Source organism: Companilactobacillus keshanensis, from assembly GCF_003946205.1.
Lineage (GTDB): Bacteria > Bacillota > Bacilli > Lactobacillales > Lactobacillaceae > Companilactobacillus > Companilactobacillus keshanensis.
This window is the reverse complement of the sequence record NZ_RHOS01000002.1, coordinates 1-26,713: the sequence shown is the minus strand read 5'-3', so window position 1 is coordinate 26,713 and position 26,713 is coordinate 1. Positions and strand designations below refer to the sequence as shown.

Sequence of the window (26,713 nt, the reverse complement as noted above, 5' to 3'; positions counted from 1 at the left end):
ATTTATGACATATATCGATCCATCTCAAATGGAATTAGAAGATCGCGTTGTCTCAATCAACCGTGTCACAAAGGTTGTTAAAGGTGGACGCCGTCTACGTTTTGCTGCTATCGTAATCGTTGGTGACAAAGCTGGTCACGTTGGATTCGGAACTGGTAAAGCTCAAGAAGTTCCCGAAGCCATTCGTAAGGCTGTTGAAGATGCCAAAAAGAACTTAATTAATGTTCCTATGGTTGGTTCAACTATTCCTCACGAAGTTATTGGTAGATTCGGTGCTGGTAGAATTATGTTGAAGCCTGCTGTCGAAGGTTCTGGTATTGCAGCCGGTGGTGCTGTTCGTGCCGTTCTCGAATTAGCTGGTGTTGGTGATATTACAAGTAAGTCACTTGGTAGAAATACACCAATCAATGTTATTCGTGCAACAATCGAAGGATTAAAAGAAATTAAGACAGCTGAAAGCGTTTCTGAGATGCGCGGAATTTCAGCCCAAGAATTGCTTAACTAAAAGAAAGGTGCGTAATTATGGCTAAACTTAAGATTACTCTTATTAGAAGTGCAGCTCACCGCCTTCCTGCTCAACGTACAATTGTTAAAGAACTAGGGCTCGGAAGAGTCAATAGCTCAGTTGTTAAGCCGGACGATCCTGCTATCCGTGGTGCTGTATTAAAAATCGCTCATCTAGTTAGCGTTGAAGAAGTTAAAGATTAATAAATTTTAAAAGATTAGGAGGTGCAAGAATGGAACTAAACGAACTTAAGCCAAGTGCTGGCTCAAGACACTCAAGAAAGCGTCTAGGTCGTGGTACTTCAAGTGGCCAAGGTAAAACTGCTGGTCGTGGACAAAAAGGTCAATTAGCTAGATCAGGTGGTAAAACACGTATTGGTTTTGAAGGTGGACAAATGCCATTGTTCCGTCGTATGCCAAAGCGTGGATTCAAGAATATCAATCGCAAGGAATACGCTATTGTAAACCTTAAAGATTTAAGCAAATTTAATGACGGTGCTGATGTTAATGTTGATACATTAAAAGAAGCTGGAATTGTTAAGAAACAATTCAACGGAGTTAAATTACTTGCTAACGGAGAAGTTAGTGCTAAATTAACAGTTAAAGTTACAAAAGTTTCTGAAGCTGCTAAAAAAGCAATTGAAGCTGCTGGTGGAACTGTAGAGGTGATCTAATGCTTAAAACTATCAAAGATGCTCTAAAGGTGAAGGAGATCCGTCAAAAGATCCTCTTTACCTTGTTGTTACTTGTTATCTATCGTTTGGGATCACAAATTACGGTACCTGGGGTCAATGCTGCGGCAATGGACAAGGTTAGTTCTTCAGGGTTAGTTCCCCTACTAGATACTGTTACCGGTGGTGGTCTTGCAAATTATTCTATTTTCTCAATGGGTGTTTCACCATTTATCACCGCACAAATTGTTGTTCAACTTTTGCAGATGGACATCGTTCCAAAGTTTGTTGAGTGGAGTAAACAAGGTGAGGTCGGTCGTAGAAAACTAAATCAAGTAACGAGATATTTGACGATTGTTTTAGGTTTTGTTCAATCAATCGGAATTACTGCTGGGTTTAATCAACTTAGTGGTTTAGGACTTGTAAAATCTCCTAATATTCAATCATTTGCTACTATTGGTGTTATTTTGACCGGTGGTACAATGTTGCTTACTTGGATTGGTGAACAAATCACCGATAAAGGATTAGGTAACGGAGTTTCTGTTATCATCTTTGCCGGTATTATTGCTAGATTCCCTAACGGAGTTTACCAAATTTACCGTGACAACGTGATCAACTCAAGTTCCGCTGACTTAGTTAAGAATATTGCATTCATGGTTGGATTGGTTATAGCTGTTCTGATCGTTGTACAATTTGTTACATATGTACAACAAGCTAACAGAAGAGTTCCAATTCAATATACAAGACGTGCAGCCGGAAGTGGTAGTGAAAGTTTTCTACCGTTGAAAGTTAACGTTGCTGGTGTTATTCCCGTTATCTTTGCTAGTTCATTTATCGTTACACCTCAAACAATTTTGATGGCGTTTCAGGCAAATCACAGTGAGGATACATGGTATCAAGTATTAACAAATATATTCAGTATGCAGACAACAACAGGATCCCTGCTATACACATTGCTGATTGTGTTATTCACATTCTTCTATGCATTTGTTCAAGTAAATCCTGAAAAACTCGCAGAAAACTTACAGAAGCAAGGGGCTTATATCCCTGGTGTCTGGCCTGGCAATGAAACAATTAAGTTCATGTCAAGCATTTTGATGAAGTTGTCAACTGTTGGTTCAGTATTCTTAGGATTGGTTTCATTGCTTCCATTACTAGCCGCTAATCTTTTTGGCTTACCTCAGTCCATCGGACTTGGTGGTACAAGTTTATTGATTATAGTTGGTGTAGCATTGGAAATGGATCGTCAATTAAGAGGTCTATTAATGAAGCGTGAATACGTTGGGTTTATTAGATAATAGGAGATGTGACAATGAATATCGTATTGATGGGTTTACCCGGAGCTGGTAAAGGTACTCAAGCTGAAAAAATTGTTGAAGATTTTAATGTAGTTCATATTTCAACTGGTGATATGTTTAGACAAGCAATGGCTGATGAAACCGAAGTTGGTCTAAAGGCCAAGGGTTTTATGGACAAAGGTGAGTTAGTTCCTGACGACGTTACCGAAGCTATTGTTGAAGAGCGTTTGGCTAAAGATGACGTTCAAAAGAATGGATATATGCTTGATGGATTTCCGAGAACTCTTGAACAGGCAAATGCTTTACAGACAATTGCAAAGAATGTAAACAAACCAATAGATGCTGTCATCTATATTGATGTAAAGCCTGAATCATTAGTTGATCGTTTATCTGGAAGATATATTTGTTCTAAATGTGGAGCAACTTATCATAAAATTTATAATCCTACAAAGGTTGAAGGAACATGTGACGTCTGTGGCGGACACGAATTCTATCAACGTGAAGATGATAAACCAGAAACTGTAAAGAATAGATTAAAAGTTAATATTGAAATGAATACACCATTAATTGATTTTTATGACAAGTTAAGCTTGTTATATAAGGTCAATGGTGAACAAGAAATAGATGAAGTTTATAACGAAGTGAAGAAAGTTTTACAAAGTCTGTAAAACTTTTTACTTTGAATTGTTTACATAACTAAAAAATTATTGTATAATTTCGCGGTATATGCAGGCGAATTTCATCCCGATGGAGGTTAATGTCTTTGGCAAAAGAAGATGTCATTGAAGTAGAAGGTACAATTTCAGAAACATTGCCTAATGCAATGTTTAAGGTAAAACTTGAAAATGGGGCAACAGTATTGGCTCATGTATCAGGTAAAATCCGTATGCACTATATCAGAATTTTGCCCGGTGACAAGGTTACCGTGGAATTATCCCCTTATGATTTAACCAAGGGAAGAATTACATATAGATACAGATAATAATTCATTTTTAATGGAATGGAGGTTCCAACATGAAAGTAAGACCATCCGTTAAACCTATGTGTGAGCATTGTAAGGTAATCAAGAGACGTGGACGCGTCATGGTTATTTGCTCTGCAGATCCAAAACACAAACAAAGACAAGGATAATATAAATATAGGAGGTGCAATTAATGGCTCGTATAGCAGGTGTAGATTTACCTCGTGATAAGAGAATCGTTATTGCCTTAACATACATTTTTGGTATTGGTAATACAACAGCTCAAAAAGTGCTTAAAGATGCTGACGTTTCCGAAGACGTTCGTACAAGAGATTTAACTCCTGATCAAGAAGACAAGATCCGTGCAGAAGTTGACAAAGTACGTGTTGAAGGTGACTTACGTCGTGAAGTAAGCATGAATATCAAGAGACTACAAGAAATTGGCTCATATCGTGGTATGAGACACAGACGTGGATTGCCCGTTAGAGGTCAAAACACAAAGAATAATGCAAGAACTCGTAAGGGTAAGAAAGTATCTATCGCGGGTAAGAAGAAGTAATTATAAGATAGGAGGTTAATTCATGGCACAAAACAAAGGTCGTAAACGCCGTACTAAGAAACATATTGAAGCCGGAGTTGCACATATCCACTCTACTTTCAATAACACTCTAGTTATGATCACTGATGTCAACGGAAACGCTGTTTCATGGTCATCAGCTGGTGCATTAGGATTCAAAGGAAGCCGTAAATCAACACCATTTGCTGCACAAATGGCTGGTGAAGCTGCTGCTAAAGAATCAATGGAACAAGGTATGAAAACAGTTGAAGTAGCTGTTAAAGGTCCTGGTTCAGGTCGTGAAGCTGCAATTCGTTCATTACAATCTACTGGATTGGAAATTACAGCAATTCGTGACGTTACACCAGTTCCACATAATGGTTCACGTCCTCCAAAGCGTCGTCGTGTATAGAATGGTTTTGGTTTTATACCCATATGAACTAAGCTACACACATTTCGTTTTGAAAGGGGAACTAACCGAATGATCGAATTTGAAAAGCCAACGATCACTGCTGTCGAAGAGAGTAGTGACTATGGTAAATATATAATCGAACCGTTGGAAAGAGGATATGGTACAACACTTGGAAACTCTCTACGTAGAGTTTTGCTTGCATCATTACCTGGTACAGCGGTATCAGACATTCAAATAGATGGCGTATTGCATGAATTCACAGCTATTGATGGTGTAATTGAAGACGTTACACAAATTGTGCTTAACGTTAAAAAGTTAAACTTGAAATCTCATGCTGAAGACGGACTTAAAGCTGAAGTTGACGTAGTCGGCCCAGCCACTGTTACAGCTAAAGATATTAAAGCTGATGATGATTTAGAGATCCTTGACCCAGAACAATTTATTTGTACTGTTTCCGAGGGTGGACATTTCCAAATGCAATTAACTATTAAAAATGGTCGTGGATATACTCCTGCAGAACAAAATAAAACCGACGAAACACCTATCGGTGTTTTACCAGTTGACTCAATATTTACTCCAGTAGATAAGGTTAACTACCAGGTTGAAAACACTCGTGTGGGTAAGAGAAACGACTTTGATAAGTTGACCATTGATATCTGGACAAATGGTTCTATTGGACCACGAGAAGCTATTAGTTTATCTGCTAAAATTCTTACGGAACACTTAACTAGTTTTGTGAACCTTACAGAAGAAGCTAAGAGCGCTGATATGATGATTGAAAAAGAAGAAACACAAAAAGAGAAGAAACTTGAAATGACAATTGAAGAATTGGACCTATCAGTTCGTTCATACAATTGTTTGAAGCGTGCCGGTATTAATACTGTGCAAGAGCTTACTGAAAAATCTGAAGCTGATATGATGCGTGTTCGTAATCTTGGACGTAAGTCATTAGTTGAAGTTAAAGAAAAGTTATCTGATCTTGGATTGTCATTAAAGCAAGAAGACTAAAAGTTAAATTTAAACAGGAGGTATAGACATGGGCTACCGTAAATTAGGACGTACAAGTTCTCAAAGAAAAGCAATGTTACGCGATTTAACTACTGATTTAATCATTAATGAACGTATTGTTACAACTGAAACTCGTGCTAAGGAAATCAGTCGTACAACCGACAAAATGATTACCTTAGGTAAACGTGGCGACTTACATGCTCGTCGTTTAGCTGCTGCTTACGTTAGAAACGAAGTTGCTAATATTACAGAAGATGATGATGCGGTTGTTATTCAATCAGCACTTCAAAAATTGTTCAGTGATATTGCACCTCGTTACGAAGATCGTAACGGTGGATATACACGTATTTTGAAGACTGCACCTCGCCGTGGCGATGCAGCTCCAATGGTTATTATTGAACTAGTTTAATTAATAATCGTTTATTAATAAAAAATCAGTCATTCTGATAAATTAGTGAGTGTTAAGATGATGGCAAATGCCAAGTCTATCTCTGAGATCCTTTGTAAAAGGGACACTAATTTGTCGAATGATTTTTTTTTACCCAAAATGTATTTTTTTCGATATGATAGAATTAGCATATTATAAGGGGTACTAAATTGGAAAATATAATCTCAATTAAAGATGTTACATATACATATCCAGAAGCAAAGAGGCCAGCCATCAACGGGCTTTCTTTGGATATTTATCGTAATGAATGGTTATCTATTGTTGGCAAAAATGGTAGTGGAAAATCTACTTTGGCCAAATTGATCGATGGTTTGATCGAAAGTGAGACTGGAAGTATTATTGTCGATGGTCAGGAAGTTAACGAAAAAAATATTTGGGAGATCCGCTCAAAAATTGGAATTGTTTTTCAGAATCCAGATCATCAATTTGTTGGTGCCACGGTTGAAGATGATGTTGCCTTTGGATTGGAAAATCAAGGTATTCCCAGAGATGAAATGGTCAAAGAGGTCGATGCAGCACTTAAAATGGTCGATATGCAAGACTATAAAACCCGTGATCCACAATCACTTTCTGGTGGTCAAAAACAACGTGTTGCGATTGCTGGTGTTTTAGCGACCAAGCCTTCGATAATTATTATGGATGAATCGACAAGTATGCTCGATCCTAATGGTCGCAAAACTGTCTTAAATTTGGTAAAACAATTACGTGAAGAACAGAATATGACTATTATTTCGATTACTCACGATATTGAAGAAACTGAGCTATCCGAAAGAATTGTAATTTTACGGGACGGAGAAGTCGTCCAGAAGGCCTCCCCTAAGACCATTTACGATATGGGCCATAAATTGACGAATTATGGACTAGAGGAGCCTTTTTCAAGTCAAGTGGCATATTTACTTAAGGACGAATTAAAATTGCCTGAGGGCTATTTAAATGAAGAGGAGCTAATTGAAAACATATGGAAATTATCTTCAAAAATTTAACTCAATCATATGAAGCAAATAGTCCGCTTGAAGGGCTGGGATTGGATGATGTCTCGTTAACGATCCACGATAAGAGGTTTACCGCCATTGTTGGTAAAACCGGCAGTGGTAAGTCAACTTTAGTGCGTCATATTAATGCGTTACTTAAACCAACCTCGGGAACGATTTTAGTTGGCGATCGTGAAATTACTCCGGAAACAAACAATAAAAATTTGAAGCCATTGCGTAAAAATGTTGGTATGGTTTTTCAGTTCCCTGAAAGTCAGTTATTTGAGGATACTGTGGAAAAAGATATCATGTTTGGTCCAATGAATTTCGGCATGTCAGAGGCTGATGCTAAGAAATCAGCTCATAAAATGATAGAATTAGTTGGTTTGGGAGAGGAATATTTAGAAAAGTCACCATTTGACTTATCTGGGGGACAGATGCGTCGTGTTGCTATTGCTGGTGTCTTAGCTAGTGAACCGGAAACCATTATTCTTGATGAACCAACAGCCGGATTAGACCCGGTTGGCCGAAAAGAGATTATGGACCTATTTAAGAACTTGCAAGAGCAGGGCAGAACAATTATCCTAATTACGCATAATATGGACGATGTGGCTAATTATGCGGAAGAAATGGTAGTTATCCACGATGCTAAGGTTAAAGCTGTGGGTAAGCCAAAGGATATCTTCAATGATAAAAGTTTATTAACAGATGATATCTTAACTTTGCCGCGAAGTGCTGCTTTTGCACAGAAACTAGCTGAAAAGAATTTTTCTTTTCCACAATTACCCATTACAATCAGTGAGTTAACAACTGAAATAAAACGACAAGTTCATGGTGATTAAATGAATAAATTAATAATCGGTAGATATTTGCCTGGGGATTCGATAATTTACCGACTGGATCCACGAGGGAAATTTTTAATAACATTTTATTTTATTGGTATTGTATTTCTAGCAAATAACGTTGCGTCATATGGGTTTCTTTTGTTATTTGTCTTATTTGCAGTATATATTTCAAAAATCAACTTAGGATTCTTTATTAAAGGATTGCGACCGATGCTGTGGCTGATTTTGTTCACAGTTTTATTACAACTATTCTTTACGCCTAGTGATAATCCAATGTGGCATTGGGGAATTTTTACTTTATCCACAGACGGTATGAGGATTGCTGCTTATATTTTCATTAGATTTGTACTGATCATATTTATTTCCACACTCTTGACTTTGACTACGACGCCGATTGAAATATCTGATTCGATCGAGAGTATCCTAAAGCCATTAAAAGTAATTAAATTCCCAGTTACCCAAGTGGCTTTGATGTTGTCGATTGCTTTGAGATTTGTTCCTTTATTGATCGATGAAACAACGAAAATCATGGATGCACAACGAGCTCGTGGTGTGGACTTTGGTGAAGGCGGAATTATGCAACGTATCAAGTCGTTTGTACCAATTTTGATCCCACTATTTGTCAGCAGCTTTTCGATAGCATATGATTTAGCAATTGCAATGGAGTCTCGTGGTTATAAGGATGGTGAGGGTCGTAGTAAGTATCGAGTCCTTAGCTGGTCCAAACGTGATTATATGTCGCTTATTGTGATGCTGTTGATAACAATTATTCTATTATTTATTCGGAGTTATTAGATGACAAGATATAAATTAACAGTTGCTTATGATGGAGCTAAGTTTCATGGCTTTCAAAGACAACCTAAATTAAGAACCGTTCAAGGAGTCTTGGAAAAGGCTCTTTTTAAAATGACTAAAGGAAAACAGATCGATGTTTTTGGATCAGGGCGTACCGATGCAGGTGTACATGCTCTAGGACAAGTGGTCCACTTTGACTATCCAGGTGAGATTCCAGCCGATAATATGTTAAAAGCAATCAATTCGTTGATGCCTTTGGATGTGATCGTTAAAAACTCTGAAGTAGTCGATGAAACTTTCCATGCACGCTTTGGAGTTAAGAGAAAAACTTATCAATATCGTGTTGACTGTGGAAAATATACCGATCCCTTTAAAAGGTTTTACACAGGACATTATCCATATAAACTTGATTTTAAGAGAATCGAGTCCGCATTAGAGGATCTGAAAGGAACACATGACTTTAGTAGTTTCGCGGCTTCTGGTGGTGTGATTGAAAATAAAGTTAGAACTATTTACAATGCTAGTATGCAATACAATGCATCTCAAAATGAACTGATCTTTGAATTTACAGGTAATGGTTTCCTATATAATATGGTCCGGATCTTAGTTGCTACATTGCTAGAGATTGGTAATGGACGTCGTGATGTTCACGATTTATTGCGACTTTACGAAGTCAAGGATCGTCAACAGGCACGTGGAACTGCGCCTGCTAGCGGACTCTATTTAAAAGAAGTATTTTACTAAAATTTATCTGTGGATAATTATTGACTTATAGGCAAATACCAAGTATTATTGTTGTTGGTATTGTTTGCCCCACGATGAGCCCCGGAAACTTATTGAGTGTCAAACAGACGAGAAACTGGAGGAAATTATGCGTACAACACCATTAGCAAAAGCAAGTGAAGTTGAACGTAAATGGTATGTAATCGATGGTGAAGATGTCGTTTTAGGTAGACTTTCATCAGTTGTAGCTTCAATTCTTAGAGGTAAGAACAAGCCAACTTACACACCTAACGTTGATACAGGTGATAATGTGATTATCATCAATGCAGATAAAGTAAAATTAACAGGTAAAAAAGCCAAGGGAAAAATTTATTATTCTCACTCAGATCATCCAGGTGGTTTGAAGAGCATTAGTGCCGGCGAAAAGAGAGCAACAAAACCTGAGTTGTTTGTTGAAGACTCAATTCGCGGTATGCTACCTAAGAACAGTCTTGGTCGCCAAGAAATCATGAAGTTGCATGTATATGCAGGTCCAGAGCACAAAAACCAAGCACAAAATCCAGAAGAGTTGGATATCAACAAACTAATTTAAGGAGGAAAACATTTTGGCACAAGTATCATATGCTGGAACAGGCCGTCGTAAAGATTCAACGGCTCGTGTTCTATTAGTTCCCGGAAACGGAAAAATTACTATCAACAAACGTGATGTCAAAGATTACATTCCTTTTGACAATTTGATTGCTGATATGAAACAACCATTAGATATTACTGAAACAGGCGCAAGTTACGACGTTATTGCTAACGTTAACGGCGGTGGTTTTTCAGGACAAGCTGGAGCAATCAGACATGGTATTGCTAGAGCACTTCTAGAAGTTGATCCAGACTTCAGACCTACTCTTAAATCAGCTGGATTCTTAACACGTGACCCTCGTATGAAGGAACGTAAGAAGCCAGGTTTGAAGAAAGCTCGTAAAGCTTCACAATTTTCAAAACGTTAATATATTCCAGATATTACACTTTGGACGCTCACCTTTTGGTGGGTGTTTTTTTTATTCATAAGTGTAAAATGAAAGTATAAATATATTCATGAAGGAGGCTGTTTCTATGTGTGGGCGTTATATGTTTCAACCAACTGAAAATGCGGAAATAGAAAGAATTTATCAATTGGCCAAGGCAGAGGGATATGATCCTAAAACTGGTGAAATTTTTCCTACCGATGAAACAGCAGTTATAGTCGCAGGATTACAGCAGGTGAAGGTCATTGCTATGAAGTGGGGATATCCAAGTTTTAAACCTGGGCAATCCATCATTAATGCAAGATCAGAGACCGTTGTTCAAAAGCAGATGTTTACTAGAGGCTTTAAGGAACACCGCTGTGTCTATCCTACAACGGGGTTTTTCGAATGGACTGCAGACAAGCAACGTTATTGGTTCAACTATGGTAAGAAACCAGATACAATGTATATTGCTGGTTTCTACGACTATTTTAATGAGTCGCCTTGTAGTTGTCTGTTAACAACTAAACCAAACAATTCTATCGTTAAAATTCATGATAGAATGCCTTTGATTTTAAAAAAGAATCAGATAAAAGCTTGGCTATATGATGATAAGTTTGCTTTTGATCTTTTGAAATCACAAATGCCGTTATTGAATTCTGTAAATGGTTTTCCAAAATTTGAAGATTAAAAAAATGACAGTAATCAATTTTGATTACTGTCATTTTTATATTAATACTTTAAAACAGACAATGTTTGGGTACACTTTTTAATTTACCATTTGTTCTTGTACGTATTGAGCGTATAGTTCATGATTATTTATCAATTCACTGTGTGTTCCATGGCCTGTAACTTTCCCATGTTCAATGAAGTAGATTTGGTCGGCATTAACAATTGTGGATAGTCTGTGCGCAATTACAAGAGTCGTTCTGCCAACCATTAATTGATCTAAAGCACGTTGAACTTTTTCTTCCGATTGTGAGTCCAAACTAGCTGTTGCTTCATCAAGCATTAGAATTTTTGGATCACGCAAGAAAGCACGTGCAATAGCAATTCGTTGCTTTTGACCACCTGACAATTTAACACCTCGTTCACCAATTTGTGTGTCTAATTGTTCAGGAAATTCTTTGACAAACTGATTAGCGTAGGCCAGTTCCAATCCATGCCATAATTGTTCGTCAGTTAGTTTTTCATCAAGACCGTATTGTAAATTATCACGAATACTGCCGGCAAAAACAGCACTGTCTTGAGAAACGTAGCCGATTTGAGAACGCCAACTACTTAAGTTGATATCTTGAATCTGGGTATCACCAACAGTGATTGTTCCAAAATCCGGTTCGTAGAATCGTTCGAGTAAGGAGAAAATGGTTGATTTACCGCCACCACTAGGCCCTGCAAAAGCGATAACTGTGTTGGGTTTGGCTTCAAATGAAACATTTTTTAAAATAGGATGTTCAGTTGAATAACTGAAGGAAAGATTAGTTGCTTGAATTGATTTACCTTCAACATCAATTGTTGCACCAGTTTCAACTGTTTCAAGATCAGTATTAAGAATTTCTTGAACACGTTGAGTTGATCCCATGGCTTTTTGTACCTGTGAGAAGAAGGTTGCAAAGTTAGTTATAGGAGCAATAATGTTGAATAGATACAGTAGGAATGCGACCAATGAGCCACTTGTTAAAGTTCCAGCAGAAACTCTGACAGCACCATATCCTAAGATACCGACAAATATTCCTAACATTGCTGTCATCATAATAGGTTGTAATACAGCTTCAACTTTGGCATCCTTAACGCCTAAAGTGAATATCTTGTTAATAAAGTTGCCACCGGTAGATTTCTCAAAATTCTCACCATTACTGGCTTTGATCAAGCGTACTTCAGATAGTTTCTCACTAGCATCAGCGTTAAAATCAGCAGTTGCGGCCTGTAATTGACGACCTAATTTAGAAAGAATTCGTCCAACAGGAAGTAAGATCAAAACGAAAATTGGCACGGCACTGAACATGATCGCTGCCATTTTCCAATCCATCAAAAAGAGAATAATCATTGATCCGATTAATTGGATTCCGCCAGTAATAAAGTTAGGGAATTGGGATGTCACCAACTCTTTTATAACGGTTGTATCATTTACTAAACGAGAGCTGCTCTCACCAGATTTGTGGTCATCAAAATAACCAACTGGTAATTTTAAAAGATGATTCCAAAGTCTTTCTCTAAGTGTTTTAACGGCACTTTCACCGACATAACGTAGCAGGAACCCTCCGATGGTTCCAAATCCTAATTGAACAACAAAGGCCAAAATTAGAACCCAAAGCATTCGTCCATCTATTTTTGCCAAATTACTAGTATCGACTAGTCCCTTAGTCAATTGTGGTACGACTAAACTTGCACCACTAGTTACTAAACTTAACAGCAACCCTAAAATAAAAATGGCTTTTTTAGGATTAACACTGTTGATAAGTTTGAGAAAATCTTTAATTTTCATATTTCCTTTAGTCTTTGGTAAGTCTTCCATTACCATTGAATGATTGTGCATTGTTTTACCTCTAAATTTTAATAAAATTCTTTGCCATGTCTAAAATCATGACGGAAGTTTCTTCCACGTCCAGGCATAAGGCCACCGCGAGGACCACAATATTCACTATCACGCATAGCTCTGTGCATAACTTTACGCATTTCATCAGGTGACATGTTTTCCCAATCATCACCAAATTTTTCCATCATGGTGGCATGAACTTTTTGCATATTCTTCATGCGATCCATCGGATCTACAAAACGAGATGATTGTTGTTTAAATTCTTCACTCCAACCATCGGATATTTTCTGAAGATAAGTTCCAAATTGTTCCTTTTCTTCATCATTTAAACCTGCGAAAAAGTCGTTGTTACTATCTTCATTCTTTTGATGAGCATTATCGTCGGCTTTTTTTTGACCTTTTTCAGTCAAATAAACTAACTTATTGCGCTTATCCTTTTCGTCCTCTTTTCTAATAATATCGTCTGATAGTTCAAGCTTTTTCAATAACTCGGCAATTGAACTTGGACGAAGGTTTAAAATGTCACCTAAGTAGCTTTGACTTAATCCATCCTCTAAACGTAGAATTGCTAGAACTCTTTGTTGTCCAGTAAGACGTTGTTTATTTTGGTGCATAAAGTTATTACCTGCTTGACTGACAAAATTTAATTGTTTCATTAATCTATTTGTTAATTCATTCATTGTAGTTTCCTCTTTTTTTAAATTGATTCGGTACCGAATCTTTATTTCACTCAGCATTATAGTTCGGTACCGAATCATTTGTCAAACGATTTATTCAAAAAGATTGAGTAAGTTTGTCGAAACGCCAATTTGAGGGCCTTTGAATTGTATATAAAAATTAACTAACGTATGTTGTTGATATGATTCAGGGAGGTATAAGGATGAAACACCATACTTGGGATAGTAAGATAAGAAAAATCATCTTGCTATTGATGTTATTCACCATTGGTTCACCAGCTCAAATTGTTCTAGCAGACCAAACAAGTACTCCGGTCGAAAATACAAGTAGTTTTACTATTAGGGATTATGAGAACAGCTCAGCATTACAATTGGCAGAGGCTATTCGTAACAAAAAAGTTACGAGTGTGCAATTAGTTAAATTTGCATATCAAGAGATCGAAAAGCAGGATAGTAGTTTACATGCAATGATAACTTTAAGAAAGGATGATGCCTTAAAAGAGGCGAGTGAGATACAGGATACTGGACAACCATTTTTAGGGGTTCCAATTTTATTGAAGGGATTGGGACATACGATTAAAGGTGGCAGTAATACGAATGGATTGTATTTTGAAAAGGACGTTATTACACAAGGGACTAGTCGGATAACTAAGGCGTTTCAAGATGAAGGATTTATTGTTATTGGTCAGACTAATTTTCCTGAGATGGGTATAAAGAATGTTACTGATTCAAAATTATATGGACCAACAGGTAGCCCATATAATTCTAAATATCAGGCTGGTGGTTCATCAGGTGGTTCTGCTAGTGGAGTCGCAGCAGGATACGCACCAGTTGCTACTGGAAGTGATTCTGGTGGCTCAATTAGAATACCTGCTTCATGGAATGGAGTTATTGGATTTAAGCCATCACGAGCAGTTACCAAATTTGATTCTAAATCTGAGCACAATCAAACAAGTCATTTTGCTGAAACTAAAACAATGTCTGATACAAAAAAATTATTTGAGGATTTCTCTAATGGAACAGCTAGTGATGTTAAATTAGATCCTAAAATAATTAAGATAGCTTACACGACAGAATCCCCAGTCAATACTCCAGTTAGTGCAGATGCTAAAAGGGCAGTCCAAAATGCTGTAGATTTCTTGAAGCATCAAGGATATCAAGTAGAAGAGGTTAAATATCCGATCAATGGAACGGAATTGATGAACGATTATGATATTATCGGTGCCGGTTCTTCAGGAATAATAAATTATTTGGCTAATAACAAATTGAAAAGAGACTTGGAAATTGGGGATGTTGATTTAACCACGTGGGCTATTTATCAATTAGGTCAGTCTATTAGTAAAGATGATGTTTTGGATGCCTGGGACTCGGTTAACAAATTGACAGAGCAAATGCAGCAATTTCATCAAAAATATCCTATTTTCCTTACTCCTACCACAGCTTCAACGGCACCAAAAATTGGTGATCCGCTGATGACTGATAGTTTAGAAAAACGCATTAGAAGTATGGATGGATTATCCAAGGAGGATAAAACTAAATTGGTATTGGATCAGTGGATGCCAGCATTGACGTATTCACCATTCACACAGATCTCAAATTTAACTGGGGAACCCGCCATTAGTTTGCCAACGTTTGTTTCAGCGGCAGGATTACCATTGGGGATTCAATTCAATGCCGCCAGAAACAATGATCGATTATTATTGCAAATGGGTGATCTATTTGAAAAAAATAATAAATTTAATCAAAAGTATGTAGTAAATAATACGCATAATAGTGTTGTAAGTAAGCCTAGTCCTAAACCTATTTTGAAACCAAAACCTATTAATAAGCCACTACCAAAACATAAAGAGTCAATTTTTGGATTACAGGTTGATGACGGAACTTCGGCTATTAAGAAAAATGTTCCTGAAGAAAATAAACTACAAAATAAAGAAAATCAGACGGGAAACTTTCCACCAGTTAGTCACAGAGCCACTGTTGCAGCACCTGTGATGAAACATCAAATATTACCTCAAACCGGTAATAAAAAATCGATCCTAAGTTTTGTTGGAATTATGGCCTTTTCTGGAGTGATATATTTGAAATTTAAGAAAAATGAATTTTAGAGGTTTCTTTTTGCATATACTTTGTTCACGCTTACATTATTCTGTATACTTACGTTGCATCTGAAATGTTTGAGGTGACTAATGGATAAAGAATATCAGGGAACCAACAAATTACTTCTGGGAATAGTTTTAAGTGTATTGACTTACTGGCTTTTTGCTCAATCATTATTGAATATGGCACCGGATGTACAAGTTGATCTGCAAATATCATCTGGAATTTTGAATACGGGGATATCAATTACTAGTCTTTTTTCGGGTATTTTTATTGTTGTAGCCGGTGGTTTGGCAGATAGATTGGGAAGAGTTAGAACTACTTATTTGGGAATCGTACTTAATATTATTGGTTCACTAGCACTGATCATCGCTAATGGCTCAGTATTATTTATTTTAGGACGAATTTTACAAGGAATCTCAGCCGCATGCATTATGCCGGCAACAATCGCCTTGATAAAGGAATATTATCATGATGATATTCGTCAGCGAGCACTAAGTTATTGGTCGATTGGATCATGGGGAGGATCGGGATTATGTTCCTTTTTTGGTGGGTTTGTAGATAGTAATTTTGGCTGGAAATATGTATTTGTCATTTCAATTATATTTTCCATTGTAAGTGGGATTCTAATATGGAAAACTCCGGAATCAAAAATAGAGTCTGGGGATTTAAGGCCTTTTGATTGGTTAGGCATGTTTGTTTTTATAGTTTTTGTATTGAATCTAAATATTTTGATTTCAAATGGATTGTTGTTTAAATTCAGTTTAATGGGGTCAATATTAATAATTGTCTTGTTAATAAGTGGTTTAGCATTTTTTAAATTGGAAAAGAAAATTGTTAATAAGTTTGTTGATTTTAAACTGTTTACTAATAGAAGTTATTTAACAGCCGTGATATCAAATTTTCTTCTAAATGCAATGATTGGAACGTTACTGGTTGTTAATTCATATGTTCAACAATCCAGAGGATTATCGGCTGTTAAAACGGGAAGTTTGTCGATCAGTTACTTAGTATTAGTCTTGTTGATGATTCGAGTTGGAGAAAAACTTTTGCAAAAAGTCGGGCCCAAGAAGCCCATGATACTTGGGGCTATAATCTCTACTTTGGGAGCCTTATTAATGTCGTTAACGATGATTGAGAGTAATTATTTTATGCTAGTAGTGATCGGCTATGGATTATTTGGATTGGGATTTGGATTGTATGCCACTCCATCTACAGACACCGCCGTGAGTAATGCACCAGATTCTGAGGCAGGTGAAGCGGCTGGAATTTATAAAATGGCTAGTGCACTGGGGGGAGCCATTGGAACATCGATTTCTGCTAGCATATACAGTGCTTTTAAAGATTATAATCTAGGCGCATTGTTAGGTTTATGGACCAATGCAGCCTTTGGAATCTTAGCATTAATATGTATTGGATTCCTTTTGCCAAATAATAAGAAATAATAAAAAAAGCCAGACTGAAAATGTCTGGCTTTTTTTCTGTAACTTTAACGAATCTTTACATAAGCTAAATTATTTATTTACATGACCCTGTTATCCTTAATCTGTTCCTAAAAAGAAACAGAAAGTTGGTATTAGATTTATGAAAAAAGGGCGATTATTAACGGTATGTTTAGGTTTAATGTTATTGCTCGTTGGAATTGTAACGGGATGCTCAAACCAAAGCTCCGCTAGCTCTGACGGTAAAAGCGATAAATTAACAATTGTTTTTTATCCAAATGAGTCAGCTAAGAACTTCTCAGCTTCACGTGAGGAATTAAAGAAACAATTACATGAAGCAACTGGTAAGAAAGTTGAAATCCAAACGACAACGGATTACAACGTTGCTATTGAAGCAATTTCTTCAGGTAAGGCACAATTAGCTTTCATGGGTGCTGATGGATATATTCAAGCACATCATCAAAATGCTAAAGTTCAACCATTACTTATCCAATCTGGTGAAGATGGTACAGAAAAGGGTGCAAGTTACCGTTCTTACCTAATGGTTCCTAAGGATAAGGTTGATGCTTACAAGTCAGGTAGTGACTTTAACATCGATAAGATCAAGGGTGAAAAAATATCATTCGTTTCATCAAGTTCAACATCTGGTTTTGCAGTTCCTACTGACGAAATCCAAAAGCACTTCAAGTTGAAGAACAAAGATGAATTATCTGAAGGTGGCAAATTCTTTGATAAAGTTCTTTACGGTAATTCACATCCTGGATCAGCAGTTAACTTATTAAAGGGTGACGTTGATGTTGCAGCCTTTGATGATATTGATCTAGCACCATTTATGGATGTTTCAGAAGGTAGTTATGACAAGGTAGGATCAACATTTAAGGTTAAAGCCGATGCTGATGCACCATTCACAGATTACCGTGGTAAAGAAGTAGTAAGTATCTCAGTTCTTCCAGTTCAAAACGGTCCATTGGTTGTTAATACAAAAGCAATGAGTGATAAAGATCGTAAGGCTATTGAAGACAAATTTACATCAAAAGACGTAACTGAAAATGATAAGTTATTTGGTAAAGAAGGTTCAAAAACAGCAACTCTATGGCAAAAGAAGAGTGCTAAAACAACCCTTCTAAAGGTTACTGATAAGTGGTATAAACCAACACACGAATTGGTTGGTAAATAAGGGGAACGCTATGCTAGAAGTAAAGCATTTAACTAAGAGTTATCAAAAGGATAAACCAGCCTTAACAGATATTTCTTTTTCAGTTGAACCAGGTAACTTCTTGGCCATAATCGGTCCTTCAGGTGCGGGTAAAACAACTATTTTACGTAGTTTAAATCAATTGATCAAAGATGATGATGGTCAAATTTTATTAGATGGATCTGATATTAGATCTGATAATAAATCGCAGTTACGTAAGCATCGACGTCAAATCGGAATGGTGTTTCAAAACTATAACTTGGTTGAAAGATTGACTGTTATTGAAAATGTTCTCCATGGACGTTTAGGATATAAGTCAACATTAGCAGGGATGTTCGGAATTTATTCTGAGGAAGAAAAGAAAGAGGCTCTGGAACTTCTGGATAAAGTTGGACTCAAAGATTTTGCACTTCAACGTTGTTCTGAACTCAGTGGTGGTCAAAAACAACGTGTTGGTATTGCGAGATCTTTGATTCAACATCCTAAAGTTATCTTATGTGATGAACCAATAGCTTCACTTGATCCAGCTTCTTCACATACTGTAATGCACCTTTTGAAACAACTTACGATTGAATTTAATATCATATGCGTCGCTAATCTGCATCAAATTAATTTAGCAAAAAAATATGCTGATCGTATTGTTGGTATTCGACAAGGAAAATTAGTTTTTGATGAAGAATCCAGTATGCTTTCAGAAGAAATTTTGGAGACTCTCTATGATCAATCGATTTCAAAGGAGCTTGAATAATGTCTTCACCAATAAAATTTTTGGCTCAAAAACATCGCAAACAGACAGTAATAATAGCTGTTATTGGAAGTATTTATGCATTAAGTAGTTGGATTTTAAATTTTGATAGTTTCAGTGGGTTTACCGCTGTCCCTAAAGCTTTTACTTGGTTAGGTGTTAACTTTTCCCCTACATCAGAATCAGTAGAACTTTTACCACGTATCTGGCAAAAGTTAATTGAAACGGTCGCCTTGGCCGTTTCTTCTACTGTCGTGGCAGCTATCATTGCACTGTTTGTAGCTATTTTAGGATCCAAAGCCACTGGAATTAATAATTATGTACATGTAATCGTACGTGGGATTGCTTCTTTCTTTAGAAATATACCACTTGTAGCTTGGGCAATGATTTTACTTTTTTCTTTCAAACAAAGTGATTTTACAGGTTTTCTAGCCCTGTTGTTGATGACAGTTGGATATTTGATAAGAGCTTTTATGGAAATAATTGAAGATGAGGCTAGTGAAACAATGATGGCTTTAAAAGCTACCGGTGCTAGTTATTTCCAAGTTATTTTCCAAGCTGTTTTACCACAAATTATGCCCAGTTTAATCAGTTGGGTATTATATATGATTGAAAACAACGTTCGTGATGCCACTTTGGTTGGTATCTTAACTGGGACGGGAATCGGATTTATATTTGATCTGTATTTCAAAAGTTTCCGATTTGATGCCGTTGGTATGACAATTTTGGCCATAATAATTGTTGTTATTGTGTTAGAAGTATTATCCAACCAGATTCGGAAGGTGATTTTATGATAACCCGTGATGATATTCAAAATGTTAGTGGGTATAAAAAGCCACAACCACCAGAGAAAAAGATTAAACTTCGCAAGTTTAATTGGTCTCGTGTAATGATTTATGCAGTCATGGTTGTTCTACTTTCTGTAACAGGATATACTTTGACACATTTGGATACTGCTAATGTAAAAATTGGCGATGCTATACATGGATTAATGATGACTTTGAATCAAATTTTTCTACAACCTAGAGCTGGAAGCGACGGTGTAATGCCATTACTTTCAGCATTGGGGATTAGTTTATTGCTGGCCATTATGACAACAATCATTGGTGCGGTAATTGGATTCCTTTTTGCAGTAATTGCTTCAAGAAATTTAACTAATGCCTATTTTGGGGCAATTATCAGAGTTGTTATGGCAATTATTAGGGCAATACCGACAATTGTGTGGGTTCTTATTTTCTCTATTGTTTGTGGTTTAGGTACTAATGCCGCAATTTTAGGATTAAGTTTTCACAGTATTGCCTATCTGACAAAGGCATATTCTGAGAGTATTGAAGAAATTGATCAAACGACTATCGAAGCGTTAAAAGTAACAGGTAGTAAATTTTGGGTAATTGTTTTCCAAGCAATTTGGCCAACAATTATTGCATCATTAGTATCGTGGACCTTTATTCGACTAGAGATCAATTTTGCTAATGCGATTGCAGTAGGAGCCGCTGCCGGCGCTGGTGGAATTGGATATCAATTATTTGTGGCTAGTGGAATGAGCTTTGATTTCCATGAAGTTGGATTTATTGTCTACTTGATTATCGGAGTAACAATATTGCTAGAATTTATTGCCGTTAAATTAAGACAAATGTATATAACTAAGTAGTGAAAGGAAATACTATGATTAAAGCAGTAGTTTTTGATTGGGCTGGAACTACCGTAGATTACGGAAGTTTGGCACCAGTGATTGCTTTTAAAACAGCATTCAATGACGCAGGTATTGAAATAAATGACCAGGAGATCCGTCGTGATATGGGTATCACTAAGTGGGATCATATTGGAAAATTATTAAAAATGCCAGATATTTTTCAACAGTGGGAAAAGGAATATAATCGTCTTCCAGATTTTCAAGATCGTCGAAAATTATATGAGGATTTTCAAGCGTGTCTTTTAGATTATGTTAGAGATTCAACAGAATTGAAGCCATATGCACTTGAGATATTTAATTATTTAAAGGGTCAAGAAATTCGTGTGGCTACAACAACTGGTTATACTCCTGAGATGATGAAATTAGTTCAAGATAGTGCCTATGAGTTGGGTTATCGTCCGGAACTAGTTTTGACTTCAGAAGATGTTGATGGGGATGGTCGTCCTTCGGCCAAAATGATCCAGAAGATTATGACTGAATTTGGGTTGTGTAATCCAAAGGAACTTATTAAAATTGGTGATACTCTTGTCGACATTGAAGAGGGAAGAAATGCTGGTGTAAATACAATTGGAATTGTTGAGGGAAGTAGCCTGATGGGACTTTCTGAACAGGAATTCAATCCTCTATCTGAAGAAGAAAAAGAAGCTATTAGACACAGAGTTGTAAATGAATTTGCTAACGCAAATGCTGATATTATTATTAATAATCTATCAGAATTACCAGAAGCAATTAAATTTTTAAATCAATCAGAGGAAAAAATAGCTAATGGAAAATGAAAATAAGTATTTATTATTAACTCCAGGTCCTTTGACCACTAGTTCAACAGTTAAAAGAGCTATGGAATTTGATTATTGTACATGGGATGAAGATTATAAAGGTATCACACAAACAATTAGAAGATCTTTACTTGATATAGCACAAGTTAGTTCAGAAAAATATACTTCTGTTTTGATGCAAGGTAGCGGGACTTATGGGGTTGAATCAGTAATAAGTTCAGTCATTCCTGATGATGGGGTTTTGATGATTGCTATGAACGGTGCGTATGGTGAGAGAATAGGCCAAATGGCAGATGTATATGGGATAGATCATGTTGATTTGATAATTGATGAACAACAGCCTATTACTCTTGAATCCGTTAAGCAAATGTTGAATCGTTATCCAGCAATTACTCATTTTGCAATGATTCATTGTGAAACTACTACTGGCATTTTGAATCCAATTGAAGATATTATTCCGTGGGTTCACGAGCAAGGAATTATTACTATTGTTGATGCAATGAGTAGTTTTGGTGGTATTCCAATCGCTGTTGGAGATTTAAAAATAGACTATTTAATCAGTAGTACTAATAAATGTATTCAAGGTGTTCCTGGTTTTTCATTTATTATCGCCAATAAAGAAAAATTAAAGGAAACAGCGGATATTGCAAGAACTCTTTCATTAGATCTATTTAGTCAATATGATGAAATGGAAGCCAATCATGGTAAGTGGAGATTTACTTCGCCAACACATGTAGTTCATGCATTTGCACAAGCATTAATTGAATTACGAGTTGAGGGTGGCGTTGAAAAACGTTTCGAACGCTACCAAGATAATCAAACAAGATTATCTGAGGGAATGAAGAAGTTAGGCTTTAAGCCATTGATTGACCTGGAATGGCAATCACCAATCATTACATCATTTAAATATCCAAATGATGATTTTGATTTCAAAAATTTCTACGATAAATTAAAGGAATCAGGTTTTGTAATTTACCCTGGTAAATTATCTGAACTTCCAACATTTAGAATTGGAAATATTGGTGAAGTTTATTCAGAAGATATTACAAGACTTTTGAAGGTCATTGAAGGTTTAAGTCAAAAAATTTCTTAAACAATAAGTATGATTTAAATAAAAGGCGGTCGAAACTCAATTGAGTTTCGACCGCCTTTTTGTATATATGTTAATTAAAAATTAAAGTCCTTTTTTGATTCTATCTGCAAGAGTATTGAATTCCTTTGATTTTTCAAGCCATTCTTTATTGTCAGGACTTGAACCAACACGTTTATCTTCATTTAATGTGGCAATTTTTTTCATATCGTCATCAGTCAATGCAAAATCAAAGATATCGATGTTTTGTTCAATCCTATTTTGATGGATTGATTTGGGAATAATGACCTCACCACGTTGGATATGCCAACGAAGTACTACTTGAGCAACTGACTTGTTGTGGACATCAGCAATTTTCTTAACTATTTCATTATTAAGAACACTGTTTTTACCACCACCAAGTGGGCTCCATGCTTCATGAACTATGTTTTCTTTCTTTAAGAATTCGTGCATTTTATCTTGTTGATTAAATGGGTGAGTCTCAATTTGATCAATCATTGGTTTGATTTTTGCTGTCTTCATTAATTGTTCAATTTGATAGTCTTGAAAATTTGAAACACCGATGGCTTTAATTTTGCCATCTTTATATAAATCTTCCATAGCACGCCATGTTTCCTCATAACCAGGAGCTGGCCAGTGAATCAATAAAAGATCAAGATAATCTAATTTTAATTTGTCTAATGATCTTTGAAATTGGGCCATTGTGTCGTCATATGTTCTAATATCGTTCCAAACTTTAGTTGTAACAAATAATTTAGAACGATCTATTCCTGAAGCTATAATTCCTTCACCAACTGCTTCTTCATTATCATAAAAACTTGCAGTATCGATATGTCGATAGCCGGCCTCAATGGCCCACTTGACACTGTTTACTACTTCATTTTCGTCACTAATTTGAAATACACCCAAACCTACTTGAGGTATCTTAACACCATTAGCTAGTTCAATATCCGGAATGCTCATACTTTGTTTCCCCCTCTGAATTTATAAAAGCACTTTCCATTATAAAGAAAACGCCTTCAAAAAATCTAGTCCTGTTAGAATAATCCTCCGGCCAAATTATCTAGGTTTGGTTTATCTACGGCAACAATTAGTTGCTCATTAACAAATGCGTCCAATCCTAGATTGCTCATTTCACGTCCATAACCGGAATTTTTAACGCCGCCAAATGGTAATTCTGGCAATGTATACATAAATGTATTAACGAATTCCATACCCGTTTCAACTTGACTGGCAACTTTTACACCATGTTCTTTGCTGCCTGAGAATGTAATACCACCAAGTCCGTAATTTGAATCATTAGCAAGATCAATTGCTTCTTGATCATTATGTACTTTATAGATATGTGCCACTGGTCCAAACATTTCTTCGGAGTAGGCAGGATTATCTTTTTTAATATCAGTCAAAATTGTTGCAGGGAAGAATTGTCCAGGTAGATCAATTGGTTCATTCCCATAAGCTACTTTAGCACCAGCAGCAATTGCAGTATCAACTTGTTTTTGTAGCTTCTCTTTGGCCCTAGCTGATGACATTGGTGCCAAAGTGGTTTCAGGATCCATTGGATCTCCTGGTTTCAAATCTGCAAATTGTTTGCTTAAACGATCAACAAATTCATCATAAAGATTATCAGCCACAATGAAACGTTTAGAAGATGTACATACTTGTCCGGCGTTATAGATACGGACATTACGTGCGACTTTCATGACTTCGTTTAAATCAGCATCATCTAGCACGATAAATGCATCAGTACCACCAAGTTCCATCGTATTCTTCTTCAAGTTTTGTCCAGCTGCTGCGGCAACCGATTTACCACCACGTTCTGAACCAGTCAAAGCAACACCTTGAACGCGTGGATCAGCGATGATATCTGAAACTTGGTCATAAGATAGGAACAAGTTCTTTAAACTACCGACAGGAGCGCCAGCTTCATTAATGATTTTTTCAAACGAAACGGCTGATCCAGGTGTGTTTGAAGCATGTTTTAAAATCATTGGATTCCCAACCATAAAGTTTGGAGCAAATACGCGCATTATTTGATAGTAAGGAAAGTTCCAAGGTTCAACCATCATAATGATTCCGGTTGAATGTTTTTCTACCCAAGCGTCCCCAGCGCCGGATTTAATTTTAGTAGGTTTAAGTAATTCTTCAGAATGATCGGCAAAGTAATCAGCAATTAAAGCACATAACTCAACTTCACCAACTGCCTCTTTGAACAGTTTCCCCATATCTTCAACAATTATTTTACCTAACTCATCTTCATTTTCTCTCAAAAGATCTGCAATTTTATGCAATACTGCGGAACGGTTTACAACTGGTTCGTTACGCCATTTTTTATATAAAGCATGTTCTGTTGTCAACGTAGATTCAATATCTTCGGTCGTTGCATTAGAATATGTTTTTAAAACCTCATTAGTAAAAGGATTGATTGTTTGATAAGCCATTGTAATTCCTCCAGTTTCAAATTTTAAAACTTTTAAAACGTTTACAAATACAAGTTTAACTATTAGAGGGTACTCTAAGTCAAGATATTTAGCTTGTATATAATTGAGCAAATGGTCTTTTTCTTACATTTGTGAAATTAGCAGTTAAATACTAACTAGATTAGGTATACCCTAATCACAATATTAAGTGAACAGTACTTATTTGTAGATTGGTACGTATCCATATTATGGAACAGCCTTGATCTGACAAGGTTATTTGTAACATTACATTTTTCGTAAACGCTTGCAACCATGTAAAACTGTGTTACTATATAAATATAATTTGATATAGAGAAAACCGGTTTCTGTATTGGAAATTATCAAACTTATATTTTTTTGTAATTAGATGTGAAGCAATTCACGAGGGAGGCAGCTTTATGCAAATCAAAAAAGGCATCGAAAAAATACCTGGTGGTATGATGGTCGTTCCATTATTCCTTGGAACATTAACAAATACTCTATGGCCAGGAATCGACAAATTCTATCCAGGTTTTACAGGGAACTTCTTAGTAGGTACTTCAGTTATCTTGTTCATGTTCTTCTTTAGTGTTGGAACAACAATTGACTTGAAGTCTACAGGATACATTGCTAAAAAAGGTTTATCACTACTTATTGTAAAGGTCTTATTAGCCGGATTATTAGGTGTAATTATTAATCACTTCTTGCCAAGACACGGTGTTACCACAGGACTATTCGCCGGATTCTCAGTTTTGGCTGTTATCGCTTCGTTTAATGAAACTAACGGTGGTTTGTACATGGCTTTGATGACAACACTTAACCGTGACGAAGATGCTGCTGGATTCCCATTCATCAGTATTGAATCAGGACCATTTATGACAATGGTTACAATGGGTGTTGCCGGGATTGCTCAATTTCCATGGCAAGCATTAGTTTCAACATTGATTCCATTTGCTATTGGTATCACATTAGGTTCACTAGATCACTCATTTAGAAATATGTTCAAACCAGTTGTTCCTGCAATGGTTCCATTCTTCGCATTTACACTGGGTTACAGCTTGAACTTCGGTATGATCTTCAAGTCAGGATTCATGGGTATTTTCATGGGTGTTATCGTTGTTCTTCTTTCAGGTTCAGTATTGGCACTTGTTGATCGCTTCTTTACAGGATCAGATGGTGTTGCTGGATGGGCCGCTTCTTCAACTGCTGGAGCTGCTGTTGCTGTTCCATATGCAATTGCTCAAACAAATCCAAGTTTTGCTTCAACCGCTTCATCAGCTACAGCCATCGTTGCCACAAGTGTTTTGGTTACATCGATCTTGACACCTATCGTAACAATGTACATGGAAAAACGTGCTCGTAGAAAGGGACTACCAATTGTTCCTAAGAAGTACGAAGGTAAATTTGCAGAGTCAATTATGGCTAAAAAAGAAGAAGAAGAACTTAAAGCCAAAGACGATGCTAAGTTAGCTGCAAAAGGAGATTAGTTATGGAAGACAGACAAATACTAAATCCAAAAGAATTTGCTTATCATTTTGTTGACTCAATTCCAGTTGAAAACAACAAAGAAAGATTTGAAGCTAATGCTAAAAATAAGCTGGTTGCATATTTAACTGCTTATTACTTAGCTGAAAAGTTCAACGGTATGGAAGGTAATATATTAGATTCAGCAAGAGATAAGAAAGTAGAAGACATGAGCTTGTCGGAACTTATGCAAAAAGTATCAGAATTATCTTATTTCTAAAAAATATTGGAGGAATTTCAAATGTCATTTTCAATGAAAACAAATTATACACATAGTCCTAAGGATATTGAGCATTATTCAACAGATGAATTA

The 26,713-nt window shown here is 36.4% G+C and carries 32 protein-coding genes; 28 read left to right on the top strand and 4 right to left on the bottom strand.

Annotated elements, in window-relative coordinates:
- The first annotated feature begins 4 nt into the window (after window positions 1-4).
- From rpsE to EKM64_RS01335, 18 genes are all read left to right on the top strand, one after another.
- Complete coding sequence (gene rpsE, locus EKM64_RS01420; protein ID WP_125674851.1) at window positions 5-505, top strand: 30S ribosomal protein S5; 501 nt, start codon at window positions 5-7, stop codon at window positions 503-505.
- Window positions 506-522: 17 nt separating this feature from the next.
- Window positions 523-708: a 50S ribosomal protein L30 gene (gene rpmD, locus EKM64_RS01415; RefSeq protein ID WP_057766328.1), complete on the top strand. Its 186-nt coding sequence runs from the start codon at window positions 523-525 to the stop codon at window positions 706-708.
- A gap of 29 nt (window positions 709-737) precedes the next feature.
- Window positions 738-1,178, top strand: a complete 441-nt coding sequence (rplO, locus tag EKM64_RS01410) for a 50S ribosomal protein L15 (RefSeq protein ID WP_125674849.1) — start codon at window positions 738-740, stop codon at window positions 1,176-1,178.
- The gene (gene secY / locus EKM64_RS01405) at window positions 1,178-2,473 is read left to right on the top strand and encodes a preprotein translocase subunit SecY (RefSeq protein WP_125674847.1); all 1,296 of its coding nucleotides are present in this window, start codon (window positions 1,178-1,180) and stop codon (window positions 2,471-2,473) included. Before rplO ends, secY begins: the two co-directional genes overlap by 1 nt.
- Before the next feature lie 14 nt (window positions 2,474-2,487).
- A complete protein-coding gene (locus EKM64_RS01400; RefSeq protein ID WP_125674845.1) occupies window positions 2,488-3,141 on the top strand; it encodes an adenylate kinase in 654 nt (217 codons plus the stop codon).
- A 95-nt stretch (window positions 3,142-3,236) separates the two neighbouring features.
- A complete protein-coding gene (gene infA, locus EKM64_RS01395; protein WP_010018544.1) occupies window positions 3,237-3,455 on the top strand; it encodes a translation initiation factor IF-1 in 219 nt (72 codons plus the stop codon).
- 32 nt (window positions 3,456-3,487) lie between these two features.
- Complete coding sequence (rpmJ, locus tag EKM64_RS01390) at window positions 3,488-3,604, top strand: 50S ribosomal protein L36 (RefSeq protein WP_010018546.1); 117 nt, start codon at window positions 3,488-3,490, stop codon at window positions 3,602-3,604.
- 23 nt (window positions 3,605-3,627) lie between these two features.
- Window positions 3,628-3,993 carry a 30S ribosomal protein S13 gene (rpsM, locus tag EKM64_RS01385; RefSeq protein ID WP_125674843.1) on the top strand — a complete coding sequence of 122 codons (366 nt, stop codon included), beginning with the start codon at window positions 3,628-3,630 and terminating at the stop codon, window positions 3,991-3,993.
- Window positions 3,994-4,015: 22 nt separating this feature from the next.
- A complete protein-coding gene (gene rpsK / locus EKM64_RS01380) occupies window positions 4,016-4,402 on the top strand; it encodes a 30S ribosomal protein S11 (RefSeq protein ID WP_125674841.1) in 387 nt (128 codons plus the stop codon).
- A 69-nt stretch (window positions 4,403-4,471) separates the two neighbouring features.
- Entirely contained in the window at window positions 4,472-5,410 is a 939-nt protein-coding gene (locus tag EKM64_RS01375; protein WP_125674838.1) for a DNA-directed RNA polymerase subunit alpha, read from the top strand.
- A gap of 28 nt (window positions 5,411-5,438) precedes the next feature.
- Window positions 5,439-5,819: a 50S ribosomal protein L17 gene (rplQ, locus tag EKM64_RS01370; RefSeq protein ID WP_125674836.1), complete on the top strand. Its 381-nt coding sequence runs from the start codon at window positions 5,439-5,441 to the stop codon at window positions 5,817-5,819.
- Between the two features lie 188 nt (window positions 5,820-6,007).
- Complete coding sequence (locus EKM64_RS01365) at window positions 6,008-6,841, top strand: energy-coupling factor ABC transporter ATP-binding protein (RefSeq protein ID WP_125674834.1); 834 nt, start codon at window positions 6,008-6,010, stop codon at window positions 6,839-6,841.
- Window positions 6,817-7,671: an energy-coupling factor transporter ATPase gene (locus EKM64_RS01360; protein WP_125674832.1), complete on the top strand. Its 855-nt coding sequence runs from the start codon at window positions 6,817-6,819 to the stop codon at window positions 7,669-7,671. The genes EKM64_RS01365 and EKM64_RS01360 overlap by 25 nt, the downstream gene beginning before the upstream one ends.
- On the top strand, window positions 7,672-8,469 hold the full coding sequence (locus EKM64_RS01355) for an energy-coupling factor transporter transmembrane component T family protein (RefSeq protein ID WP_125674830.1): 798 nt from the start codon (window positions 7,672-7,674) through the stop codon (window positions 8,467-8,469). It abuts the gene before it with no gap.
- Window positions 8,470-9,213 carry a tRNA pseudouridine(38-40) synthase TruA gene (truA, locus tag EKM64_RS01350; protein ID WP_125674828.1) on the top strand — a complete coding sequence of 248 codons (744 nt, stop codon included), beginning with the start codon at window positions 8,470-8,472 and terminating at the stop codon, window positions 9,211-9,213. It abuts the gene before it with no gap.
- Window positions 9,214-9,340: 127 nt separating this feature from the next.
- Window positions 9,341-9,784 (top strand): 50S ribosomal protein L13, encoded by a 444-nt coding sequence (gene rplM / locus EKM64_RS01345; RefSeq protein WP_125674826.1) that lies wholly within the window; start codon window positions 9,341-9,343, stop codon window positions 9,782-9,784.
- 13 nt (window positions 9,785-9,797) lie between these two features.
- Window positions 9,798-10,190, top strand: coding sequence for a 30S ribosomal protein S9 (gene rpsI, locus EKM64_RS01340; protein WP_191988509.1), 393 nt, complete (start codon window positions 9,798-9,800; stop codon window positions 10,188-10,190).
- Window positions 10,191-10,296: 106 nt separating this feature from the next.
- The gene (locus EKM64_RS01335; protein WP_125674822.1) at window positions 10,297-10,878 is read left to right on the top strand and encodes an SOS response-associated peptidase; all 582 of its coding nucleotides are present in this window, start codon (window positions 10,297-10,299) and stop codon (window positions 10,876-10,878) included.
- A 78-nt stretch (window positions 10,879-10,956) separates the two neighbouring features.
- Here the strand turns inward: EKM64_RS01335 and EKM64_RS01330 are convergent, their stop codons facing one another.
- Both EKM64_RS01330 and EKM64_RS01325 read right to left on the bottom strand, forming a co-directional pair.
- Entirely contained in the window at window positions 10,957-12,723 is a 1,767-nt protein-coding gene (locus tag EKM64_RS01330; protein ID WP_125674820.1) for an ABC transporter ATP-binding protein, read from the bottom strand.
- Between the two features lie 17 nt (window positions 12,724-12,740).
- Window positions 12,741-13,403, bottom strand: a complete 663-nt coding sequence (locus tag EKM64_RS01325; RefSeq protein WP_125674818.1) for a MarR family winged helix-turn-helix transcriptional regulator — start codon at window positions 13,401-13,403, stop codon at window positions 12,741-12,743.
- Between the two features lie 200 nt (window positions 13,404-13,603).
- Here EKM64_RS01325 and EKM64_RS01320 point away from each other — a divergent pair, with 200 nt between their 5' ends.
- The 8 genes from EKM64_RS01320 (at window position 13,604) to phnW (ending at window position 22,441) form a co-directional block, all read left to right on the top strand.
- On the top strand, window positions 13,604-15,505 hold the full coding sequence (locus tag EKM64_RS01320; protein WP_225420920.1) for an amidase family protein: 1,902 nt from the start codon (window positions 13,604-13,606) through the stop codon (window positions 15,503-15,505).
- An 81-nt stretch (window positions 15,506-15,586) separates the two neighbouring features.
- Window positions 15,587-16,942, top strand: a complete 1,356-nt coding sequence (locus tag EKM64_RS01315; protein ID WP_125674816.1) for an MFS transporter — start codon at window positions 15,587-15,589, stop codon at window positions 16,940-16,942.
- Window positions 16,943-17,081: 139 nt separating this feature from the next.
- Entirely contained in the window at window positions 17,082-18,116 is a 1,035-nt protein-coding gene (locus tag EKM64_RS01310; RefSeq protein ID WP_125674814.1) for a phosphate/phosphite/phosphonate ABC transporter substrate-binding protein, read from the top strand.
- A 10-nt stretch (window positions 18,117-18,126) separates the two neighbouring features.
- Window positions 18,127-18,882, top strand: coding sequence for a phosphonate ABC transporter ATP-binding protein (phnC, locus tag EKM64_RS01305; protein ID WP_125674812.1), 756 nt, complete (start codon window positions 18,127-18,129; stop codon window positions 18,880-18,882).
- Window positions 18,882-19,673 (top strand): phosphonate ABC transporter, permease protein PhnE, encoded by a 792-nt coding sequence (phnE, locus tag EKM64_RS01300; RefSeq protein WP_125674810.1) that lies wholly within the window; start codon window positions 18,882-18,884, stop codon window positions 19,671-19,673. The genes phnC and phnE overlap by 1 nt, the downstream gene beginning before the upstream one ends.
- A complete protein-coding gene (locus tag EKM64_RS01295; RefSeq protein WP_125674808.1) occupies window positions 19,670-20,530 on the top strand; it encodes a PhnE/PtxC family ABC transporter permease in 861 nt (286 codons plus the stop codon). The genes phnE and EKM64_RS01295 overlap by 4 nt, the downstream gene beginning before the upstream one ends.
- Window positions 20,531-20,544: 14 nt before the next feature.
- A complete protein-coding gene (phnX, locus tag EKM64_RS01290) occupies window positions 20,545-21,348 on the top strand; it encodes a phosphonoacetaldehyde hydrolase (RefSeq protein WP_125674805.1) in 804 nt (267 codons plus the stop codon).
- Window positions 21,338-22,441 carry a 2-aminoethylphosphonate--pyruvate transaminase gene (gene phnW, locus EKM64_RS01285; protein ID WP_125674803.1) on the top strand — a complete coding sequence of 368 codons (1,104 nt, stop codon included), beginning with the start codon at window positions 21,338-21,340 and terminating at the stop codon, window positions 22,439-22,441. Before phnX ends, phnW begins: the two co-directional genes overlap by 11 nt.
- A gap of 81 nt (window positions 22,442-22,522) precedes the next feature.
- Here phnW and EKM64_RS01280 read toward each other — a convergent pair whose 3' ends face one another.
- Window positions 22,523-23,401 (bottom strand): aldo/keto reductase, encoded by an 879-nt coding sequence (locus tag EKM64_RS01280; protein WP_125674801.1) that lies wholly within the window; start codon window positions 23,399-23,401, stop codon window positions 22,523-22,525.
- A gap of 74 nt (window positions 23,402-23,475) precedes the next feature.
- Window positions 23,476-24,879 (bottom strand): NAD-dependent succinate-semialdehyde dehydrogenase, encoded by a 1,404-nt coding sequence (locus EKM64_RS01275; protein WP_125674799.1) that lies wholly within the window; start codon window positions 24,877-24,879, stop codon window positions 23,476-23,478.
- A 416-nt stretch (window positions 24,880-25,295) separates the two neighbouring features.
- Between EKM64_RS01275 and EKM64_RS01270 the strand changes: the two genes are divergently transcribed.
- Both EKM64_RS01270 and EKM64_RS01265 read left to right on the top strand, forming a co-directional pair.
- Window positions 25,296-26,363: a 2-keto-3-deoxygluconate permease gene (locus EKM64_RS01270; protein ID WP_125674797.1), complete on the top strand. Its 1,068-nt coding sequence runs from the start codon at window positions 25,296-25,298 to the stop codon at window positions 26,361-26,363.
- A gap of 2 nt (window positions 26,364-26,365) precedes the next feature.
- Complete coding sequence (locus EKM64_RS01265; RefSeq protein WP_125674795.1) at window positions 26,366-26,620, top strand: hypothetical protein; 255 nt, start codon at window positions 26,366-26,368, stop codon at window positions 26,618-26,620.
- Window positions 26,621-26,713: the final 93 nt, after the last annotated feature.

Coding starts and splice junctions, on each gene's coding strand:
- EKM64_RS01355 (WP_125674830.1), top strand. CDS start 7,672: ATGAATAAATTAATAATCGGTAGATATTTGCCTGGGGATTCGATAATT.
- EKM64_RS01315 (WP_125674816.1), top strand. CDS start 15,587: ATGGATAAAGAATATCAGGGAACCAACAAATTACTTCTGGGAATAGTT.
- EKM64_RS01335 (WP_125674822.1), top strand. CDS start 10,297: ATGTGTGGGCGTTATATGTTTCAACCAACTGAAAATGCGGAAATAGAA.
- EKM64_RS01310 (WP_125674814.1), top strand. CDS start 17,082: ATGAAAAAAGGGCGATTATTAACGGTATGTTTAGGTTTAATGTTATTG.
- EKM64_RS01360 (WP_125674832.1), top strand. CDS start 6,817: ATGGAAATTATCTTCAAAAATTTAACTCAATCATATGAAGCAAATAGT.
- rpmJ (WP_010018546.1), top strand. CDS start 3,488: ATGAAAGTAAGACCATCCGTTAAACCTATGTGTGAGCATTGTAAGGTA.
- EKM64_RS01280 (WP_125674801.1), bottom strand. CDS start 23,401: ATGAGCATTCCGGATATTGAACTAGCTAATGGTGTTAAGATACCTCAA.
- rplM (WP_125674826.1), top strand. CDS start 9,341: ATGCGTACAACACCATTAGCAAAAGCAAGTGAAGTTGAACGTAAATGG.
- EKM64_RS01400 (WP_125674845.1), top strand. CDS start 2,488: ATGAATATCGTATTGATGGGTTTACCCGGAGCTGGTAAAGGTACTCAA.
- rpsE (WP_125674851.1), top strand. CDS start 5: ATGACATATATCGATCCATCTCAAATGGAATTAGAAGATCGCGTTGTC.
- EKM64_RS01265 (WP_125674795.1), top strand. CDS start 26,366: ATGGAAGACAGACAAATACTAAATCCAAAAGAATTTGCTTATCATTTT.
- EKM64_RS01325 (WP_125674818.1), bottom strand. CDS start 13,403: ATGAATGAATTAACAAATAGATTAATGAAACAATTAAATTTTGTCAGT.
- EKM64_RS01270 (WP_125674797.1), top strand. CDS start 25,296: ATGCAAATCAAAAAAGGCATCGAAAAAATACCTGGTGGTATGATGGTC.
- phnC (WP_125674812.1), top strand. CDS start 18,127: ATGCTAGAAGTAAAGCATTTAACTAAGAGTTATCAAAAGGATAAACCA.
- phnW (WP_125674803.1), top strand. CDS start 21,338: ATGGAAAATGAAAATAAGTATTTATTATTAACTCCAGGTCCTTTGACC.
- secY (WP_125674847.1), top strand. CDS start 1,178: ATGCTTAAAACTATCAAAGATGCTCTAAAGGTGAAGGAGATCCGTCAA.
- rplO (WP_125674849.1), top strand. CDS start 738: ATGGAACTAAACGAACTTAAGCCAAGTGCTGGCTCAAGACACTCAAGA.
- phnE (WP_125674810.1), top strand. CDS start 18,882: ATGTCTTCACCAATAAAATTTTTGGCTCAAAAACATCGCAAACAGACA.
- EKM64_RS01375 (WP_125674838.1), top strand. CDS start 4,472: ATGATCGAATTTGAAAAGCCAACGATCACTGCTGTCGAAGAGAGTAGT.
- rpsM (WP_125674843.1), top strand. CDS start 3,628: ATGGCTCGTATAGCAGGTGTAGATTTACCTCGTGATAAGAGAATCGTT.
- EKM64_RS01320 (WP_225420920.1), top strand. CDS start 13,604: ATGAAACACCATACTTGGGATAGTAAGATAAGAAAAATCATCTTGCTA.
- EKM64_RS01330 (WP_125674820.1), bottom strand. CDS start 12,723: ATGCACAATCATTCAATGGTAATGGAAGACTTACCAAAGACTAAAGGA.
- EKM64_RS01295 (WP_125674808.1), top strand. CDS start 19,670: ATGATAACCCGTGATGATATTCAAAATGTTAGTGGGTATAAAAAGCCA.
- truA (WP_125674828.1), top strand. CDS start 8,470: ATGACAAGATATAAATTAACAGTTGCTTATGATGGAGCTAAGTTTCAT.
- EKM64_RS01275 (WP_125674799.1), bottom strand. CDS start 24,879: ATGGCTTATCAAACAATCAATCCTTTTACTAATGAGGTTTTAAAAACA.
- phnX (WP_125674805.1), top strand. CDS start 20,545: ATGATTAAAGCAGTAGTTTTTGATTGGGCTGGAACTACCGTAGATTAC.
- rpmD (WP_057766328.1), top strand. CDS start 523: ATGGCTAAACTTAAGATTACTCTTATTAGAAGTGCAGCTCACCGCCTT.
- rplQ (WP_125674836.1), top strand. CDS start 5,439: ATGGGCTACCGTAAATTAGGACGTACAAGTTCTCAAAGAAAAGCAATG.
- rpsK (WP_125674841.1), top strand. CDS start 4,016: ATGGCACAAAACAAAGGTCGTAAACGCCGTACTAAGAAACATATTGAA.